At 66.8% G+C, this 16,616-nt stretch carries 15 protein-coding genes; 2 read left to right on the top strand and 13 right to left on the bottom strand.

Features of this window, described 5'->3' with window-relative positions:
* Nucleotides 1-45 precede the first annotated feature (45 nt).
* Together trpA and I0K15_RS05660 are read left to right on the top strand one after the other, a co-directional pair.
* Nucleotides 46-843 (top strand): tryptophan synthase subunit alpha, encoded by a 798-nt coding sequence (gene trpA, locus I0K15_RS05665; RefSeq protein WP_196104427.1) that lies wholly within the window; start codon nucleotides 46-48, stop codon nucleotides 841-843.
* Entirely contained in the window at nucleotides 827-1,516 is a 690-nt protein-coding gene (locus tag I0K15_RS05660; RefSeq protein ID WP_196104426.1) for a TVP38/TMEM64 family protein, read from the top strand. Before trpA ends, I0K15_RS05660 begins: the two co-directional genes overlap by 17 nt.
* Nucleotides 1,517-1,661: 145 nt before the next feature.
* Here I0K15_RS05660 and lpdA read toward each other — a convergent pair whose 3' ends face one another.
* The 13 genes from lpdA to I0K15_RS05595 form a co-directional block, all read right to left on the bottom strand.
* Nucleotides 1,662-3,047 carry a dihydrolipoyl dehydrogenase gene (lpdA, locus tag I0K15_RS05655; RefSeq protein WP_196104425.1) on the bottom strand — a complete coding sequence of 462 codons (1,386 nt, stop codon included), beginning with the start codon at nucleotides 3,045-3,047 and terminating at the stop codon, nucleotides 1,662-1,664.
* 117 nt (nucleotides 3,048-3,164) lie between these two features.
* On the bottom strand, nucleotides 3,165-3,713 hold the full coding sequence (locus tag I0K15_RS05650) for a L,D-transpeptidase family protein (protein ID WP_196104424.1): 549 nt from the start codon (nucleotides 3,711-3,713) through the stop codon (nucleotides 3,165-3,167).
* Entirely contained in the window at nucleotides 3,710-4,099 is a 390-nt protein-coding gene (locus I0K15_RS05645) for an MAPEG family protein (protein WP_196104423.1), read from the bottom strand. The genes I0K15_RS05650 and I0K15_RS05645 overlap by 4 nt, the downstream gene beginning before the upstream one ends.
* Nucleotides 4,100-4,534: 435 nt before the next feature.
* Nucleotides 4,535-6,073 carry a 2-oxoglutarate dehydrogenase complex dihydrolipoyllysine-residue succinyltransferase gene (gene odhB, locus I0K15_RS05640; RefSeq protein ID WP_196104422.1) on the bottom strand — a complete coding sequence of 513 codons (1,539 nt, stop codon included), beginning with the start codon at nucleotides 6,071-6,073 and terminating at the stop codon, nucleotides 4,535-4,537.
* Between the two features lie 13 nt (nucleotides 6,074-6,086).
* Nucleotides 6,087-6,473 carry a hypothetical protein gene (locus I0K15_RS05635; protein WP_196104421.1) on the bottom strand — a complete coding sequence of 129 codons (387 nt, stop codon included), beginning with the start codon at nucleotides 6,471-6,473 and terminating at the stop codon, nucleotides 6,087-6,089.
* 5 nt (nucleotides 6,474-6,478) lie between these two features.
* Nucleotides 6,479-9,430 (bottom strand): 2-oxoglutarate dehydrogenase E1 component, encoded by a 2,952-nt coding sequence (locus tag I0K15_RS05630; RefSeq protein WP_196104420.1) that lies wholly within the window; start codon nucleotides 9,428-9,430, stop codon nucleotides 6,479-6,481.
* A gap of 37 nt (nucleotides 9,431-9,467) precedes the next feature.
* Nucleotides 9,468-10,025 (bottom strand): DUF805 domain-containing protein, encoded by a 558-nt coding sequence (locus tag I0K15_RS21255; RefSeq protein WP_196104419.1) that lies wholly within the window; start codon nucleotides 10,023-10,025, stop codon nucleotides 9,468-9,470.
* Between the two features lie 141 nt (nucleotides 10,026-10,166).
* On the bottom strand, nucleotides 10,167-11,051 hold the full coding sequence (sucD, locus tag I0K15_RS05620) for a succinate--CoA ligase subunit alpha (protein ID WP_196104418.1): 885 nt from the start codon (nucleotides 11,049-11,051) through the stop codon (nucleotides 10,167-10,169).
* Nucleotides 11,052-11,079: 28 nt separating this feature from the next.
* The gene (locus I0K15_RS05615) at nucleotides 11,080-11,634 is read right to left on the bottom strand and encodes a hypothetical protein (protein WP_196104417.1); all 555 of its coding nucleotides are present in this window, start codon (nucleotides 11,632-11,634) and stop codon (nucleotides 11,080-11,082) included.
* Nucleotides 11,624-12,202 (bottom strand): hypothetical protein, encoded by a 579-nt coding sequence (locus tag I0K15_RS05610; RefSeq protein WP_196104416.1) that lies wholly within the window; start codon nucleotides 12,200-12,202, stop codon nucleotides 11,624-11,626. Before I0K15_RS05610 ends, I0K15_RS05615 begins: the two co-directional genes overlap by 11 nt.
* Before the next feature lie 11 nt (nucleotides 12,203-12,213).
* Nucleotides 12,214-13,407 carry an ADP-forming succinate--CoA ligase subunit beta gene (sucC, locus tag I0K15_RS05605; protein ID WP_196104415.1) on the bottom strand — a complete coding sequence of 398 codons (1,194 nt, stop codon included), beginning with the start codon at nucleotides 13,405-13,407 and terminating at the stop codon, nucleotides 12,214-12,216.
* Nucleotides 13,408-14,110: 703 nt separating this feature from the next.
* Complete coding sequence (gene lnt / locus I0K15_RS05600; protein ID WP_196104414.1) at nucleotides 14,111-15,676, bottom strand: apolipoprotein N-acyltransferase; 1,566 nt, start codon at nucleotides 15,674-15,676, stop codon at nucleotides 14,111-14,113.
* Nucleotides 15,673-16,581 carry a hemolysin family protein gene (locus tag I0K15_RS05595; protein ID WP_196104413.1) on the bottom strand — a complete coding sequence of 303 codons (909 nt, stop codon included), beginning with the start codon at nucleotides 16,579-16,581 and terminating at the stop codon, nucleotides 15,673-15,675. Before I0K15_RS05595 ends, lnt begins: the two co-directional genes overlap by 4 nt.
* Nucleotides 16,582-16,616 lie beyond the last annotated feature (35 nt).

Below are 16,616 nucleotides of genomic sequence, written 5' to 3'. Positions count from 1 at the left end.
GGGCTTCTTTATCAGGGTCACGATACGACTTCCGCCAGAGGCCCCATGACCCGCATCGACGCCAAGTTCGCCCAGCTCGCGAAACAGAACCGCACGGCCTTCGTCGCCTTCGTGATGGCGGGCGATCCCTCGCCCGAGACGAGTGCCGAGGTGCTGGCGGGCCTGCCGGGCGCGGGTGTCGACGTGATCGAGATCGGGATGCCGTTCACCGACCCGATGGCCGATGGCCCGGCGATCCAGCTTGCGGGCCAGCGGGCGCTGGAGGCGGGGATGACCCTCGACCGGACGCTCACGATGGTGCGCGACTTCCGCGTGCGCGATGACACCACGCCGATCGTGCTGATGGGCTATTACAACCCGATCTTCTCGAAGGGTGTCGACGTCTTCCTGAAGGAGGCCGCCGAGGCCGGCATCGACGGACTGATCGTCGTCGACCTGCCGCCGGAGGAGGATGCGGAGCTGTGCCTCCCCGCGCAGGAGGCGGGGCTCAACTTCATTCGCCTCGCCACGCCCACCACCGACGACCGGCGGCTGCCCGCGGTGCTGCAGAACACCTCGGGCTTTGTGTACTACGTCTCGATCACTGGCATCACCGGCTCGGCGGAGGCCAACGCCGCAAAGGTCGGACCGGAGATCGCGCGGATCAAGGCCGCGACCGATCTGCCGGTCTGCGTCGGCTTCGGGATCAAGACGCCGCAGGCCGCGGCCGAGATGGCGAAGGTCGCGGACGGCGTGGTCGTGGGTTCCGCCATCGTGGACCGGCTCGGCCGGGGCGAGAGTGCGGCCGACGTGCTGTCCTTCGTGGCCGAGCTGGCGCGCGGCGCCCATGACGATCGAACCTGACGAGAGCCAGCGCGGGCTGCCTCTGAGCCCGCGGCGCAGCACCTCGCGGGTGCTCATTTATGGTTTCGCCGCCTTTACCGTACTGATGGGCGTGGCCGAGTACTTCGGCCTGCCGGCCTTTCGCGCCTTCGTGCGCAGCATCAATATCCTGCGCGAATACTTCCCGTTCCTGATCGTGATCTATGCGCTGATGGTCGCGATTCCCTTCGTGCCGGGCGTCACGCTGGGCATCGCGATCATGGTGCTGTTCGGGGCAAAGGTGGCGTTCTGGGTCTGGGGGGCGAGCGTGGTCGGCATGCTGCTCGCCTTCACCGTGGGGCGGAGCGTGCCGCCCGCGCGGATTGCGCCACTCCTGAGGCGGTTGCGGATGGAGGACCGGATCCCGTTCCTCGACCCCGGCACGCCGATGACCGACCGGCAGCGGCTGGCGGGGCTGCTGGGCTCCCGCCTCTGGGTCCGCCGGCTGATCCGCTGGCGCTATCTCGCGGTATCGCTGGTGGCGGTGGCGCCGGGCAATGTGCTGCTCGGCGGGGCCGGGGGGATCGCGCTGCTCGCGGGGCTCTCGAAGTCGTTCCGGCTGGTGCCCTTCGTGCTGGCCGCAGCACTCCCGATGCTGCCGTTCTACTACGCGGTCTGGAGCTCGGGGCTCGACATCCTGCCTGGCGGGCGGTGAGGGCGTAGTCCGCGTTGGCGCCGGATGGCGCCACAGTCTCGTTCCTGAAGCGACAAGCCAGTTTACCGGCAGACCAGACGTGCGCTTGTCTGATCGGGCGATGCACCGGGCCGCGTCGGCCCGGCGTCGTGTCGTCCCCTAGGGCTCAGGCGTGGATCGCGCCGTCGCCGCAGGCGAGGGCCGCCTCGCGCATCGCTTCGGAGAAGGTCGGGTGCGCGTGGCAGGTGCGGGCGAGATCCTCGGCCGCGGCGCCGAACTCCATCGCGACGCAGACCTCGTGGATCAGGTCGCCCGCCATCGGGCCGATGACATGGGCGCCGAGGATCCGGTCCGTCTCCGCATCGGCCAGCAGCTTCACGAAGCCCTCGCCTGCGAAATGCGACTTCGCCCGTGCGTTGCCCATGAAGGGGAACTTGCCGACCTTGTACTTGCGGCCCTCCTCCTTGAGCTGCTCCTCCGTCGCGCCGACATTGGCGACTTCGGGGTGGGTGTATATCACGCTAGGGATGACCCCGTAGTTAACATGGCCGCGCTGGCCCGCGATGGTCTCGGCCACCGCCATGCCCTCGTCTTCGGCCTTGTGGGCGAGCATCGGGCCCGCGATCACGTCGCCGATGGCGTAGATGCCGTCGACGTTGGTCTTCCAGTGGCCGTTGGTCTTGACCATGCCGCGCTCCATCTCGATGCCCAGATCTTCGAGACCCAGCGCGTCGGTATAGGGGCGGCGACCGGTGGCGAGCAGCACGATGTCCGCGTCGATCACGTGCTCGCTGTCGTCCTTGCGGCTCTTGTAGGTGACCTTCGCCTTGTTGTTCTTCACCTCGGTGCCCTGCACGGCGCAGTTCAGCTCGAAGTTAAGCCCCTGTTTCTTCAGCATCTTCAGGAACTGCTTGGAGATTTCGGCGTCCGAGCCTGGGATGATGTGGTCCATGAACTCGATCACGGTGACTTCGGAGCCGAGGCGGGAGTAGACCGAGCCGAGCTCCAGCCCGATCACACCACCGCCGATGACGACCATCTTGCCGGGCACCTTCTTGAGCTCCAGCGCGCCGGTGGAGGTGACGACGACCTTCTCGTCGACCTCGACGCCGGGCAGGCTTGCCGCCTCGGAACCCGTTGCGATCACGATGTTTTTCGCCTTGTGCGTCTCGTTGCCGACCAGCACTTCGCCCGGAGCCGTGATCTTGCCGTAGCCCTTGATCCAGTCGATCTTGTTCTTCTTGAACAGGAACTCGATACCGTCCGTGTTCGACTTCACGGTGGACTGTTTGTATTCCAGCATCTTCGGAAGATCGACCGATGGCGCCTTGCCCATCAGGCCCATTTTCGCAAAATTGTCAGTGGCTTCGTGGTAGAGCTCGGAGGCATGGAGCATCGCCTTCGACGGGATGCAGCCAACGTTGAGGCAGGTGCCGCCGAGCGTTTCGCGCCCCTCGACGCAGGCGGTTTTGAGGCCGAGCTGGGCGCAGCGGATGGCGCAGACATAGCCGCCGGGACCGGCTCCGATCACGATGACATCATACTCGGCCATGGGTCTCTCCTTGATACGTTAACGCCGATCCGCGGCGTATGATTTGCGTATGACATGCGTGCAGCGGGCGCCTCACAAGGTGGCGCCGGGTCGCAAAAGGTAAACGGGTGCGGGGCGTCATCCGCGCAGCTCGATGGGTGTGCCGTTGGGCACGCGGGACCAGATCTCCCGCATCTCCGCATCCGTCACGGCGATGCAGCCATCCGTCCAGTCGACCAGCAGGTGAAGGCGACCGAGGATGCCGAAGCCGTTGGGCAGCCCGTGGATCATGATATTCCCGCCCGGCGAGACACCGGCCGCGGCCGCCTGCGCCACGTCGTCGGCATTCGGGTAGGAGATATGCAGGCTGAGATGCGCGATCGAGTTCGGATTGCGCCAGTCGATGACATAACGGCCCTCCGGCGTGCGCTCGTCCCCCTCCTGCCGCTTGTGGCCGTCCGGCGCGGCGCCGAGGGAGATGTCGTAGGCCGCGATGACGGCGCCGTCGCGCAGAAGCTCTAGGCGCCTGTCCGACTTGTCGACCCGCACGAGATCGGCCTGATCGGCGACGGGTGCCATCGGCGGTGGCGTGCCGGAGGCGGTGCGCGCGGCGACCTGGCCATAGAGCAGTCCGCCGGCGGTCAGGGCAACAAGCAGAGCCCCACTTATGACGATCCGGCGGATCACAGCAGGGCCGCGACCAGCATCAGCATCGTGGCGAGATACCCCGCGCCCCAGACGACGCTGCGGATCAGGGGAACGCCGAATGCGTAGACCGGGATGTAGGCAATGCGGGACGCGAGATACACCCAGGCGCAGGTCGTGGTGAGTGGCGAGGTGGCCTCGCCCAGCGTCACGACGATCACGGCAACGGCAAAGAGGGTAAGCCCGTCGATATGGTTCTGCTCCGCCCGCTGCGCGCGTCCGGCGATGCCGGTGAGGCCGAGCCCGCCGTCGCGCGGACCCATCGTCTGCTTCATTCCGACCTGCGCATTGGCGGTGACGGAGAACAGCGCGAGGTGCGCGATATGCAGAAGGCCGGCAAGGGCGAGGACGGTGAGTTCGGGGGGCATGTTCTCAGCTTAAAGTTGAGGTCATTTTTAAACAATTAGAAAGCGACACTGCAGAAGTTCCCTGTAAATTAACTTTTATTAACTAATAATAAAAGTTTCGAAAGGGAGAGTTTCATGAGGCTAGTTCTGGTCATTTCCGCGATCGCTTCGATGTCTGTCGGAGCCGCCGGCCATGCGTATTCATTCGATACTCCAATTGCCGTATCCGAAGCGGAGGTCCGGCATGGCGGTGGCCTCAACAGTCAAGGCTGTCACAACGACCATCGACGTGGCACCTACCACTGCCATTGACCGATCAGCCCGGTCCCTCCGGGCAGCGCCCGACCCGCCCCACCGGGCGTGCGCATCCCCCCTGCCTTCGGCACTGGCGCTGCCCTCCCCACAGGGCAGCGCCTTTTTGCTGGCCGGATGTGCAGGTGGCAAGCCATCGTAGGCTCAGAGGTCCATCAGCAGGCGCTGCGGATCCTCCAGTGCCTCTTTGACGCGCACGAGGAAGGTCACGGCCCCCTTGCCGTCCACGATGCGGTGATCGTAGCTGAGCGCGAGGTACATCATCGGGCGGATGACAATCTGGCCGTTCACGACCACCGGGCGCTCCTGGATCTTGTGCATGCCCAGGATGCCCGATTGCGGCGGGTTGAGGATGGGCGAGGACATCAGCGAGCCGTAGACGCCGCCGTTCGAGATCGTGAAGGTGCCGCCCTGCATGTCGGCCATGGAGAGCTTGCCGTCGCGCGCGCGCTTGCCGAGCTCGCCGATCTTCTTCTCGATGCCCGCGAAGCTGAGGCTGTCCGCGTCGCGCACGACCGGCACGACGAGGCCCGTGGGCGTGCCGGTGGCGATGCCCATATGCACGAACTTCTTGTAGACGATGTCGGTGCCGTCGATCTCCGCATTCACCTCGGGCACTTCGACGAGGGCGTGGCAGCACGCCTTGGTGAAGAAGGACATGAAGCCGAGGCGGACGCCGTGCTTCTTCTCGAACTCGTCCTTGTACTTCTTGCGCAGGTCCATGACCGCGGACATGTCCACCTCGTTATAGGTGGTCAGCATCGCCGCGGTGTTCTGCGCGTCCTTGAGGCGCCGCGCGATGGTCTGGCGCAGGCGGGTCATCTTCACCCGCTCTTCGCGGGCCGCATCGTCGGCCGGGACCGGGGCGCGGGGCGCCTGGGCGGGGGCCGGTGCCTCGGCGGGGGCGGAGGGCGCACGCAGCACGTCCTCCTTCATGATGCGGCCGTCGCGGCCGGTGCCGTTGACCTGATCGGGGGTGAGGCCACGCTCGGCCATCAGCTTCTTGGCCGACGGCGCGTCCTCCACATCCTTGCCGCCGGAGGCAGGTGCTGCCGCCGGAGCCTCGGCCGCCGGTTTCGTGGTGGGGGCGGAGGTCGCACCGGCCGTGATGATGGCGAGCTTCGCGTCGGCGCCGACCGTGGCGCCTTCCTCGGCGATCAGCTCCGCGATGACGCCGCCCACGGGGGCCGGCACCTCGACGGAGACCTTGTCGGTCTCCAGCTCGGCGATCATCTCATCGGCTTCGACCACGTCTCCGACCTTCTTGAACCAGCTCGCGACGGTCGCTTCCGTCACGGATTCGCCGAGGGCGGGGACCATGACGTCGACCTTCTCCCCGCCGGAGCGGGCGGCATCGGCGTCCGCTTCCGCCTTGGCGGCACTGCGCGCAACCCCTTCGGAGGCCTTCTCGCTGCGCGGCTTCACGTCCTCGGCCCCGGCGGAGGCGCCTTCGGCGATGGTGGCGAGCAGGGCGTCGGGGCCGACCGTCTCACCCTCCTGCACCACGATCTCGGACAGGGTGCCGGCGGCCGGCGCGGGCACCTCGACCGTGACCTTGTCGGTCTCGAGCTCGGCGATCATCTCGTCGGTCTCGACCGCCTCCCCGGGTTTCTTGAACCAGGTGGCGACGGTGGCCTCGGTGACGCTTTCACCCAGGGCGGGGACGCGGACTTCGGTGCTCATGTTGTTTGCCTTCTTACCAAGGGGTGTACCTCGCGCCGCCACCAGCCGGACCGAAACTCAAGGTTTCGGGCGAGACGCTCGGAAAGCAAGTGATCTCCGAACTGGTCAGCTCTATGCGCAGAAAGGTTTCGCTAAGTTCAAAGCGGGTAACTGTCTCACCTTCGCAGCGGAAGATGCGGGCTGGAATGGCGGCCTCCAGATCATCGAGGGGCGCCTGAAAGCGGTCTTCCTTGTCGTCCTTCAGGAACCGGATCGGACCACCGGACTCGATCGACGCGCGCTCGCCATCGATGGTCTCGATCTGAAGTTCCAGCCACTGGGACCATAGCCGAACAGGCCCCACGACCGGAGACGATGCCTCCAGCCGTGCCAAGTATTCCCGTTCTTGCTGCAGGCTCATTGCTCTCAGCCTTCTCCGGTCAGGGCGTCGTTCACGAGCGCTTCCTGTTCGTTCTTGTGCTGGGAGGCGAGGCCGGTCGCGGGTGAGGCCGAGGCGTGGCGGCCGGCATAGCGGGCGCGGCCGTGCTTGGCGTTCACGCGGCTCAGCACCCATTCGATGTTGGGTTCGACGAAGCTCCAGGCGCCCTGGTTCTTCGGCTCTTCCTGGCACCACACGATCTCGGCCTGGGTGAAGCGGCCGAGCTCCTGGCTCATCGACTGGGCGGGGAACGGATAGAACTGCTCCAGCCGCATGAGGTAGACGTCGTCGAGGCCCTGCTCGTCGCGCGCGGCCAAGAGGTCGTAGTAGACCTTGCCCGAGCAGATGACGACGCGCTTGATCTTGTCGTCGGGCTTCAGCGTCAGCTCGGAGCGGCCGAGCTGCGCGTCGTCCCAGAGCACGCGGTGGAAGGACGAGCCCTCCGCCATCTCCTCCAGCGTGCTGACGGCCGACTTGTGGCGCAGCAGCGACTTGGGCGTCATCAGCACCAGCGGCTTGCGGAACGAGCGGTGGAGCTGGCGGCGCAGGATGTGGAAGTAGTTGGCAGGCGTCGTGCAGTTCGCCACGATCCAGTTGTCCTGGCCGCAGAGCTGCAGGAACCGCTCCAGCCGCGCCGATGAGTGCTCCGGCCCCTGGCCCTCGTAGCCGTGGGGCAGCAGCATGACGAGGCCGGACATGCGCAGCCACTTGCTCTCCCCCGACGAGATGAACTGGTCGATCATGATCTGCGCGCCGTTGGCGAAATCGCCGAACTGCGCTTCCCACAGGACCAGCGCGTTGGGCTCGGCGAGGCTGTAGCCGTACTCGAAGCCAAGCACCGCGTATTCCGAGAGCATGGAGTCCACCACCTCGTACTGCGCCTGGTCGGACGCGATGTGGTTGAGGGGCAGATACCGCTCCTCCGTCGCCTGGTCGATGATGCCCGAATGGCGTTGGGAGAAGGTGCCGCGGGTCGAATCCTGACCTGCGAGGCGCACCGGATAGCCCTCGGTCAGCAGCGTACCGAAGGCGAGCGCTTCGGCCGTCGCCCAGTCGAGCCCCTCGCCGGTGTCGATCATCTGCTTCTTGGTGTCGAGCAGGCGGGAGACGGTGCGGTGCGGCGTGTAGCCCTCCGGCAGGCGGGTGAGGGCGGCGCCGACCTCCTTGAGCTTGTCGATCGGCACGGCGGTGGTGCCGCGCTGGTATTCCTGCCCGCGCCGCTCCAGATGCGACCAGCGGCCGTCGAGCCAGTCGGCCTTGTTGGGGCGGAACTCCTTGCCGGCCTCGAACTGCTCGTTCAGATGCGCCTGGAAGGCGGCCTTCGCATCCTCGATCTCGCCTTCGGGGATCAGGCCGTCCTGTACCAGCCGCTCGGTGTAGAGCTGCAGCGTCGTCTTCTGCTTCTTGATCGCCTTGTACATGAGGGGCTGGGTGAACATCGGTTCATCCCCCTCGTTGTGACCGAAGCGGCGGTAGCAGAACATGTCGATGACCACGTCCTTGCCGAACTTCTGCCGGTACTCGGTCGCGACCTTGGCGGCATGGACCACCGCCTCCGGATCGTCTCCGTTCACGTGGAAGATCGGCGCCTCCACCATCAGCGCGATGTCGGTGGGGTAGGGGGAGGAGCGGGAGTTGTGCGGGCTCGTGGTGAAGCCGATCTGGTTGTTCACGACGATATGGATCGTGCCGCCGGTGCGGTGGCCCTTCAGCCCCGAGAGGCCGAAGCACTCCGCCACCACGCCCTGGCCCGCGAAGGCCGCGTCGCCGTGCAGCAGGATCGGCAGGACCGTGGTCCGCTCCATGTCGCCGAGCTGGGCCTGCTTCGCGCGGGCCTTGCCGATGACGACCGGGTTCACCGCCTCCAGATGCGAGGGGTTGGCGGTCAGGCTCAGGTGCACCTCGTTGCCGTCGAACTCCCGGTCAGAGGAGGCGCCGAGGTGGTACTTCACGTCGCCCGAGCCCTCGACCTCGTCCGGCTTGAAGCTGCCGCCCTGGAACTCGTTGAAGATCGCCTTGTAGGGCTTGCCCATGACGTTGGCGAGCACGCTGAGGCGCCCGCGGTGGGGCATGCCGACCACGATCTCCTTCACGCCGAGGGCGCCGCCGCGCTTGATGATCTGCTCCATGGCGGGGATCAGGCTCTCGCCGCCGTCGAGGCCGAAGCGCTTGGTGCCCGTGTACTTCACGTGCAGGAACTTCTCGAAGCCCTCGGCCTCCACCAGCTTGTTGAGGATCGCCTTGCGGCCCTCGCGGGTGAAGGCGATCTCCTTGCCGTAGCCCTCGATCCGCTCCTTCAGCCAGGCGGCCTGTTCGGGATCGGAGATGTGCATGTACTGGAGCGCGAAGGTGCCGCAGTAGGTCCGCTTCACGATCTCCAGGATCTGGCGGAGGTTCGCGACCTCCAGCCCCAGCACGTGGTCGAGGAAGATCGGGCGGTCGTAGTCTTCCTTGGTGAAGCCGTAGGTGGTGGGTTTGAGCTCCGGATGCTCCTCGGGCTCGGCCAGCCGCAGCGGGTCGAGATCAGCGGCGAGGTGGCCGCGGATCCGGTAGGCGCGGATCAGCATCAGCGCGCGGATGGAATCGGTGACCGCCTGGCGCACCTGCGCTTCGGAAAGCTCGACGCCCTTTTCCTTGGCCTTCGCCGTGACCTTCTTCGCGATGTCGGCGGGCTGCGCCTCGTCCCACTCGCCGGTCAGGGCGGCGACCATCTCGCCGTTGGGGACGGGCGGCCAGTCGGCGCGCGCCCAGCTCGGCCCGTCGGCATTGCGCTGCGCGTCCCGATCCTCGTCAAGGGAGCGGAAGAAGGCCTGCCAGCTCTCGTCGACACTCGCCGGATCGGAGGCATAGCGGGCGTGGAGCTGCTCCACATATTCCGCGTTCGCCCCCTGTAGGAAGGAGGAGGAGTGAAACTGGTCGTTGGAACTCTGATCGGTCATCTGTCGAACTCCGGGCGTCGTTGGCGGCGTCCGTCCTCTACTCGGGTTGCGGCCCCGTCGGGCCATTTCGGGATAAGATATGGGGCGGCGGCGGGCCGTAGCGATTGGTCCCGGGATCCGATGGCAGGATCATCCGGCTGAAAAGCATCGTCCCGAAGATCAAACCGTGTATCAGCGCTGCCAGAATGGCGACCACCAAGGTCGGAACGCTGATAGCGGCAATAAGCATAAGGCCGAAACCTGCGGGCCCGTCGATCGTCTGGAAAGCGCTTCCCAGCCAAGCTGTGTAGGTTTCGTACACACAGACCATCGCGATCAGAGCGACCAGACATGCCGTTGGATATGCTACGCGATCCATTGCGGTCCCAGTATCCTTCGCCCTCCGGATCGTCACGGCAAAAAGCGGCAGTCCAGCTATGGCGAAGAGCGCGAGCCTGAGCGCTGCCTCAAGGTGGAGCGATGCACCCAATAGCAGTGCTGCGGCGGGAAGCGTGAGCCCGACTGGTAGAAACCACCAATACTCGGAGCGCTCCGCCCGACCAGAAAAGCGAAGCGGGCTCGAAAGGCACGTCACTATGGCTTCTCGTGGTCCCATCGTTCAGTTCACCTCGCTCAAACCTCTGGCCCGGCGGCACCGCCGGGCAGCGCCCGACCCGCCCCCCAGGGCGGGCGCTTCTCGCCCACCCTCGGGCCGGGCGCCGCCCTCAGTTCAGTTGTGCGCCCGTCGAGCATACTCCTACTTCCCGATCGCCTTCAGCACCGCTTCGCCGAGGCCCGCGGGGCTCTCGGCGATCACGAAACCGGCCGAGCGCATGGCCTCGATCTTGTCCTCGGCGCCGCCCTTGCCGCCGGCGATGATCGCACCCGCGTGGCCCATGCGGCGGCCCGGAGGGGCCGTGCGGCCGGCGATGAAGCCCGCGATGGGCTTGCCGCGGCCGGCCTTCACCTCGTTGGCGTAGAACTGGGCGGCTTCCTCCTCGGCCGACCCGCCGATCTCGCCGATCATGATGATGCTCTCGGTCTCCGGATCGCCCAGCAGCAGCTCGAGCGCGTCGATATGCTCCATCCCCTTGATCGGGTCGCCGCCGATGCCGATGCAGGTCGACTGACCAAGGCCCGCGGCCGAGGTCTGACCCACCGCCTCGTAGGTCAGCGTGCCGGAGCGGGAGACGACGCCGACCGAGCCGCGCTTGTGGATGTGACCCGGCATGATGCCGATCTTGCAGGCGTCCGGCGTGATGACGCCCGGACAGTTCGGGCCGATCAGTGTGGACTTCGAGCCCTCCAGCGCGCGCTTCACCTTCATCATGTCGAGCACCGGGATGCCTTCGGTGATGCAGACGATCAGCTCCATCTCCGCGTCGATCGCCTCGAGGATCGCGTCGGCGGCGAAGGGCGGGGGCACGTAGATCGCGGTCGCGTTCGCGTCCGTCGCGTGCTTCGCCTCGGCCACCGTGTCGAAGACCGGCAGGCCGATATGATCCGTCCCGCCCTTCCCGGGCGTGACGCCGCCGACCATCTTGGTGCCGTAGGCGATGGCCTGCTCGGAGTGGAAGGTCCCTTGCGAGCCGGTCAGGCCCTGGCAGATCACCTTTGTGTTTTCGTTGACGAGGACGGCCATGTGCGCTCTCCGCTCGGTTGGTGTTCGCTCAGGACGGGTCGGTAAACCCGCCGGGTTGTCTCGGTTCGATCGCCACGATCCCCGCGCCGCGCCAGGAGGTGGCGTAGCGCGTCGTCTCCAGCACGCCGATCAGGTATTCGCCCCGCACGTCGCGCAGGTACCAGGCGGATCCGATGGTGGGCGCATCGACCTCGACCGGTTCCTTGACGATGGCGTTGGAGGTCCGGACCGTGTCGAATGCAAGCAGCGTCGCCGCCTCCTCCGTCAGCCGGTTGGCGGTGACGACGCAGTAGCGGTCGCCGTTCTGGAAGTTGCCGAAATAGGCGATCACGTCGCCGCCGCGCGCGGTGTAGTAGCGCGCGAAGGCATCGGCGTAGGAAAAGTCGAAGCCCGCCCCGGTCATCCGCTCGTGCAGGCTGTCGAAATCGGTGATCCCCGCGACACAGACCTCCCGCGCGGCACTGTCGACGAAAGCGGTCGTGCGCTCGGGCAGAACGACGGCGCCCTCGTCGGCGGTACAGGCGGTGAGAGCGAGCACCCAGCAGGCAGCCAGTGAGAGGCGGGCAGGCATCTTAACGGTCATTGTTTACGGTCCAGGAAAAGCCGGTATTACGAACGCTGCCGGGCGACATCCTGGCAAACACATCCGCCATGCGGTGATCGGCAGCAGTCGGAAAACCCGGATCCTCCAGAACCACATCGACCTGCGTCAGCGTGATGCTCTTCGTGTCGAAGATGCAGGTGACCGTTCCTCGCGTGACACCTCCGTCGTCGAAGGAGAATGCGATGCCCGCATAGGTCGCCAAGGTGACCGACGACGCATCGACGTCGACAAAGCCCGGTGCGTCGTTGGTGAAACCTTCGACGGTCGGATAGCTCTGATCAAGCTTCGCATTCAGCTCAGCAAGGCAGGCTTCATCCATCGCGCTGAAGGCAGGCACGGTGAAGGAGTAGGGCTCGGCGACTGCCGGTGCGGCGAAACATGTAGCCAAGACTGCAGCGCGTGCCAAAGCAAGCGACGTCCGGGGCTCCGCCCGTTCGCGGCTTGAACGTTCCACCGGAACGTTCATCGGCCGTGCCGAACCGCCACGAACCCAGGGCTTTGCCCGTTCAGCCCTCGACCGCTCCACCGGAGCGGTCGCCGATGTCATCGTAGCGGTTTTCACCCCTTGACGGCCTTCACGATCTTCTCGGCCGCGTCGGCGAGGTTGTCGGCGGCGATCACATCGAGGCCGGAGGTCGCGATGATCTCCTTGCCCTTTTCCACGTTGGTGCCTTCGAGCCGGACGACGAGGGGGACCTGCAGGCCGACTTCCTTCACCGCGGCAATCACGCCCTCGGCGATGACGTCGCAGCGCATGATGCCGCCGAAGATGTTGACGAGGATGCCCTTCACGTTGTCGTCGGACGTGATGATCTTGAAGGCTTCCGTCACCTTCTCCTTCGTCGCACCGCCGCCCACGTCGAGGAAGTTGGCGGGCTCCGCTCCGTAGAGCTTGATGATGTCCATGGTCGCCATGGCGAGGCCCGCGCCGTTCACCATGCAGCCGATCTCACCGTCGAGCGCGATGTAGTTGAGGTCGAACTTGGAGGCGGCGAGCTCCTTCGGGTCCTCCTCCGTCTCGTCGCGCAGCGCCATGATGTCGGAGTGGCGGTAGAGCGCGTTGCCGTCGAAGCCCATCTTGCAGTCGAGGCACTTCAGATCGCCCTTGTCGGTGACGATCAGCGGGTTGATCTCGAGCATCTCGAGATCCTTCTCCACGAAAAGCTTGTAGAGCTGGTTGACCAGCTTCACGCACTGCTTGACCTGCGCACCCTCGAGCCCAAGGCCGAAGGCGACCTGGCGGCCGTGGAAACCGGAGAGGCCGGAGGCCGGGTCGACGTCGAAGCTCAGGATCTTCTCGGGCGTGGAGGCGGCGACCTCCTCGATATCCATCCCGCCCTCGGTCGAGCAGACGAAGGAGATGCGGGAGGTCTGGCGATCGACGAGCATGGACAGGTAGAGCTCACGCTCGATGTCGGAGCCGTCCTCGATATAGATGCGGTTGACCTGCTTGCCCGCGGGGCCGGTCTGGTGCGTGACGAGGGTGCGGCCGAGCATCTTCTGCGCTTCCTCGGCGGCTTCCTCCACAGACTTTGCGAGGCGGACACCGCCCTTCTCGCCGGCGGCTTCCTCCTGGAAGTGACCCTTGCCGCGGCCGCCCGCGTGGATCTGCGCCTTGACCACCCAGAGCGGACCGTCGAGCTCGCCGGCGGCGGTCTTCGCTTCCTCCGCCTTCAGGACGACGCGGCCGTCGGAGACGGGGGCGCCATAGGCCTTGAGGAGCTGCTTCGCCTGATACTCGTGGATGTTCATGGGAGCGGTCCTTTCGCGTCGGCGGCGGTGGGCGCCGTGGGTCGGATATGTGTGCCCGAGGCGGCACGGAATGAGCGCGCCGGAACATGGCGCGATTAGCCGCGACCCTATGCCGAGCCCCCTTGTTTTTCAATTGAATTGGTCCGCCGGAGAGACGGATGCGGGGAAATATCGCGGTTTGTGATCACAGTAAAATCGAGTGTGATCACGGATTAACCCATTGGAATGGCGGGGTGCGAATCGTTGGTGGTGTTTTCCGGGATATCGGGGCTGCGCGACGGTCTACGACTAAAGACCGATACCGGCGCTCCCGGATTGGTGAGGGCTGCGGCCGACGTGGAGGGCGCTATGCAGCCCTGCTCGATGAGGGCGGTGCCCGACACTGGGTGGGCGCGTGCGCAGCAGTGCTGCGGTGCGCCGTTCTCGCAAAACGTGCTGCCGTAGTGCCGATTGGTCCGTCGCAAAAGCGCCCTCCCGTGGGGAGGGCCGGGCGCCGCCCGGCGGTGCCGCCGGGCGTGACATTCGTTCGATTTGATACCGCCTCGGACCTGATCCGGGGTCTCTCGCTGCGGAGCGTTTCGTTTCGAGCGGTCCCGGCGCTGCGGCCGGGACGGTGGAGGGGGTGTCATGGTCGGCCTTGACCCGGCCATCTCATGTATTGGGGAGATCCTCGGGTCAGGGCCCGAGGATGACGGCATCGCGGTTAGCTCTTGGCCCCGCGCCTCAGGATCCCCGCGCCTGCCAGCGCCGTCAGCATCAGCAGCATGCCCGGCAGGTCGCCGGTCCGCGGATAGGCGGGTTCGGCGAGGGGAGCGGCCAGGACCTCCTCAACGAAGCCGGTTTCGCCGATGCCCAGCGAGGAGACCACGCGGCCGTAGGGATCGATCACCGCCGACACGCCCGTGTTGGCCGAGCGGGCCACCGGCAGCCCTTGCTCGATGGCGCGGAAGCGGGCTTGGGCGAGGTGCTGCCAAGGTCCCGCACTCGACCCGAACCAGGCGTCGTTCGTCACGTGGGCGATCCATTCGGAGCGTTCGCCGGGCGGACGCACCTGATGCGGAAAGATCGCCTCGTAGCAGATCAGCGGTGTGACCCGTGGCAGGTCGCCGAGCGCCATGGTCATCGGCCCCGGCCCGTGGCTCATCCCGCCGCCGAGGCTCATGATCGAGGACGCCACGCCGCGGATCCCCCAGCGGGCGACCGTGCGCTGGAAGGGCATGAACTCGCCGCCCGGCACGAGGTGGTGCTTGTCGTAGAAATCGAGGATCTCGCCCCCCGGCCCGATCAGCGCGAGGGAGTTGTGCCAGGAGCGCCAGCCGGGCTCCTCCACGATCCGATTGGCGCCGACCAGCGCAGGGCGGCCACCAGTGGCGAAGCTCACGTCCTCCCACGCATAGATCAGGTCGTGGAACTGGACGGCCGGGGTCTCGATGCGCTGGGGCACCGCGGCCTCGGGCCAGAGCACGATGTCGTAGTCGCCGCCGCGGGAGGCGTCGATGAGCCGGTTGTAGAAGACCGGCATCCCCTCGCGCGACCATTTCTCGCGCTGGGTGGCGTTGGGCTGGACGACGCGGACGGTGAAGCCGTCGTCGCGCAGGGCGGTCTCCTCCGGAATGCGGGTCTGGCCGATCATCCAGCCGCCGAGGAACAGCGCCATCGCCACGAGCGTCGGCCATTGGCCGCGCCCCCGCCACGCGGCGAAGCCCCCGATGGCCAGCGTCATCGCGCCCAGCAGATGCGGGCCGATATGGGCGGAAAGCTGGGCGAGCGGCGTCTCCAGCCAGCCATAGGCGACCAGCCCCCAGGGAAAGCCGGTGAGCACGTAGGTCCGTGCGTATTCCGCCAGCGTCAGCGCGCCGATCAGGGCCACCAGCCCCACGGGTCCGCGATTGCCGCCCAACCGGTGCGCCAGTGCGAAGGCAGCACCCCAGAACAGCGCGAGCCCCGCCGAGAGCCCACCGATGGCGAAGGGCATGATCCAGCCGTGGCGGGCGATGTCGACGAGGAATGCCTCCGCGATCCAGTAGAGGCCGCTGAGGAACATGCCGAACGCCACCGCCCAGCCGATCCAGAAGGAGGCGCGCACCCGCTCCGCCCCCGACCAGAGCCACAGGATCGGCGGCAGGGCGAGGAAGAAGATCGGCCAGAACGACACCGGCGCCTGTGCGAGCGTAAGCGTCGCGCCGAGGCCGGCGGCGACCGCGAGGCGCGCACGGCCGCTCAGCGCCGCAAGCCGGGCGGCGGGGCGGGGCAGGGTGGCGGCGATCACTCCGCGGCGGCCTGTTCGGCGACGGCCCCGCCGATGCGCACGCGCAGGCGTTTGATCCGGCGGGCATCGGCGTCGATCACCTCGAACTCGTGCCCGTCGGGGTGACAGATCACCTCCGCCCGCTCCGGCACCCGGCCCGAGAGCATGAAGACGAGGCCGCCCAGCGTGTCTACCTCCTCATCAAGGTCGTCGGCCAGCAGATCGACGCCCGCGGCCTGCTCGAAATCGGGGAGCTCGGCCCGGGCATTGGCGACATAGACGCCGGGCGCCTCGACCCGCCACATGCGGGCCTCCTCGATGTCGTGCTCGTCCTCGATCTCGCCGACGATCTCCTCCAGCAGGTCCTCAATCGTGACGAGGCCGTCGACCCCGCCATACTCGTCGATCACCAGCGCCATGTGGATGCGGGTGTTCTGCATCCGCTGCAGGAGCGCGCCGAGCGGCATGGACGGCGGCACGAAGAGAATGCGGCGGTGGAGGGAGGACAGATCCTCCGTCCCGTCCTCGGCCCCGAAGCCGTAGCGCAGCGCGATGTCCTTGAGATGGAGAAAGCCCAGCGGGTCGTCCAGCGTCTCGTTATAGACGGGCAGGCGCGTGAAGCCGCTCTCGCGGTAGGCGGCCATGATCTCGTCGAGCGGCGCGTCGGCGGGCAGGGCGACGATGTCCGCCCGCGGCACGGCGACGTCGGCGACCCGCAGGTCGCGCATCTTGCGCAGGTTGAGGAGCATCTCGCGCGCCCCGGCCTCGGAGGCCGCTTCCATCGCGCTTTGCTGTGCAGGTTCGGTGTCTGTCTCCGGCGCGGTGCGGCGGAACAGGCGGGTCAGGAACGGCAGACGCCGTTGCGGCTTCGTCCCGGTCGGCGCGCCCTGCGCTGCCGTAGAGGGGCCCTCGGGGCTGTCGGTCATCGTCTCCGTGCTCGATACGCGGCGCTTGGCGGCCG

It is taken from the genome of Pontivivens ytuae (genome assembly GCF_015679265.1).
In the GTDB taxonomy this organism is placed as follows: domain Bacteria; phylum Pseudomonadota; class Alphaproteobacteria; order Rhodobacterales; family Rhodobacteraceae; genus Pontivivens; species Pontivivens ytuae.
This window is presented reverse-complemented; position numbering and strand designations above follow the sequence as displayed.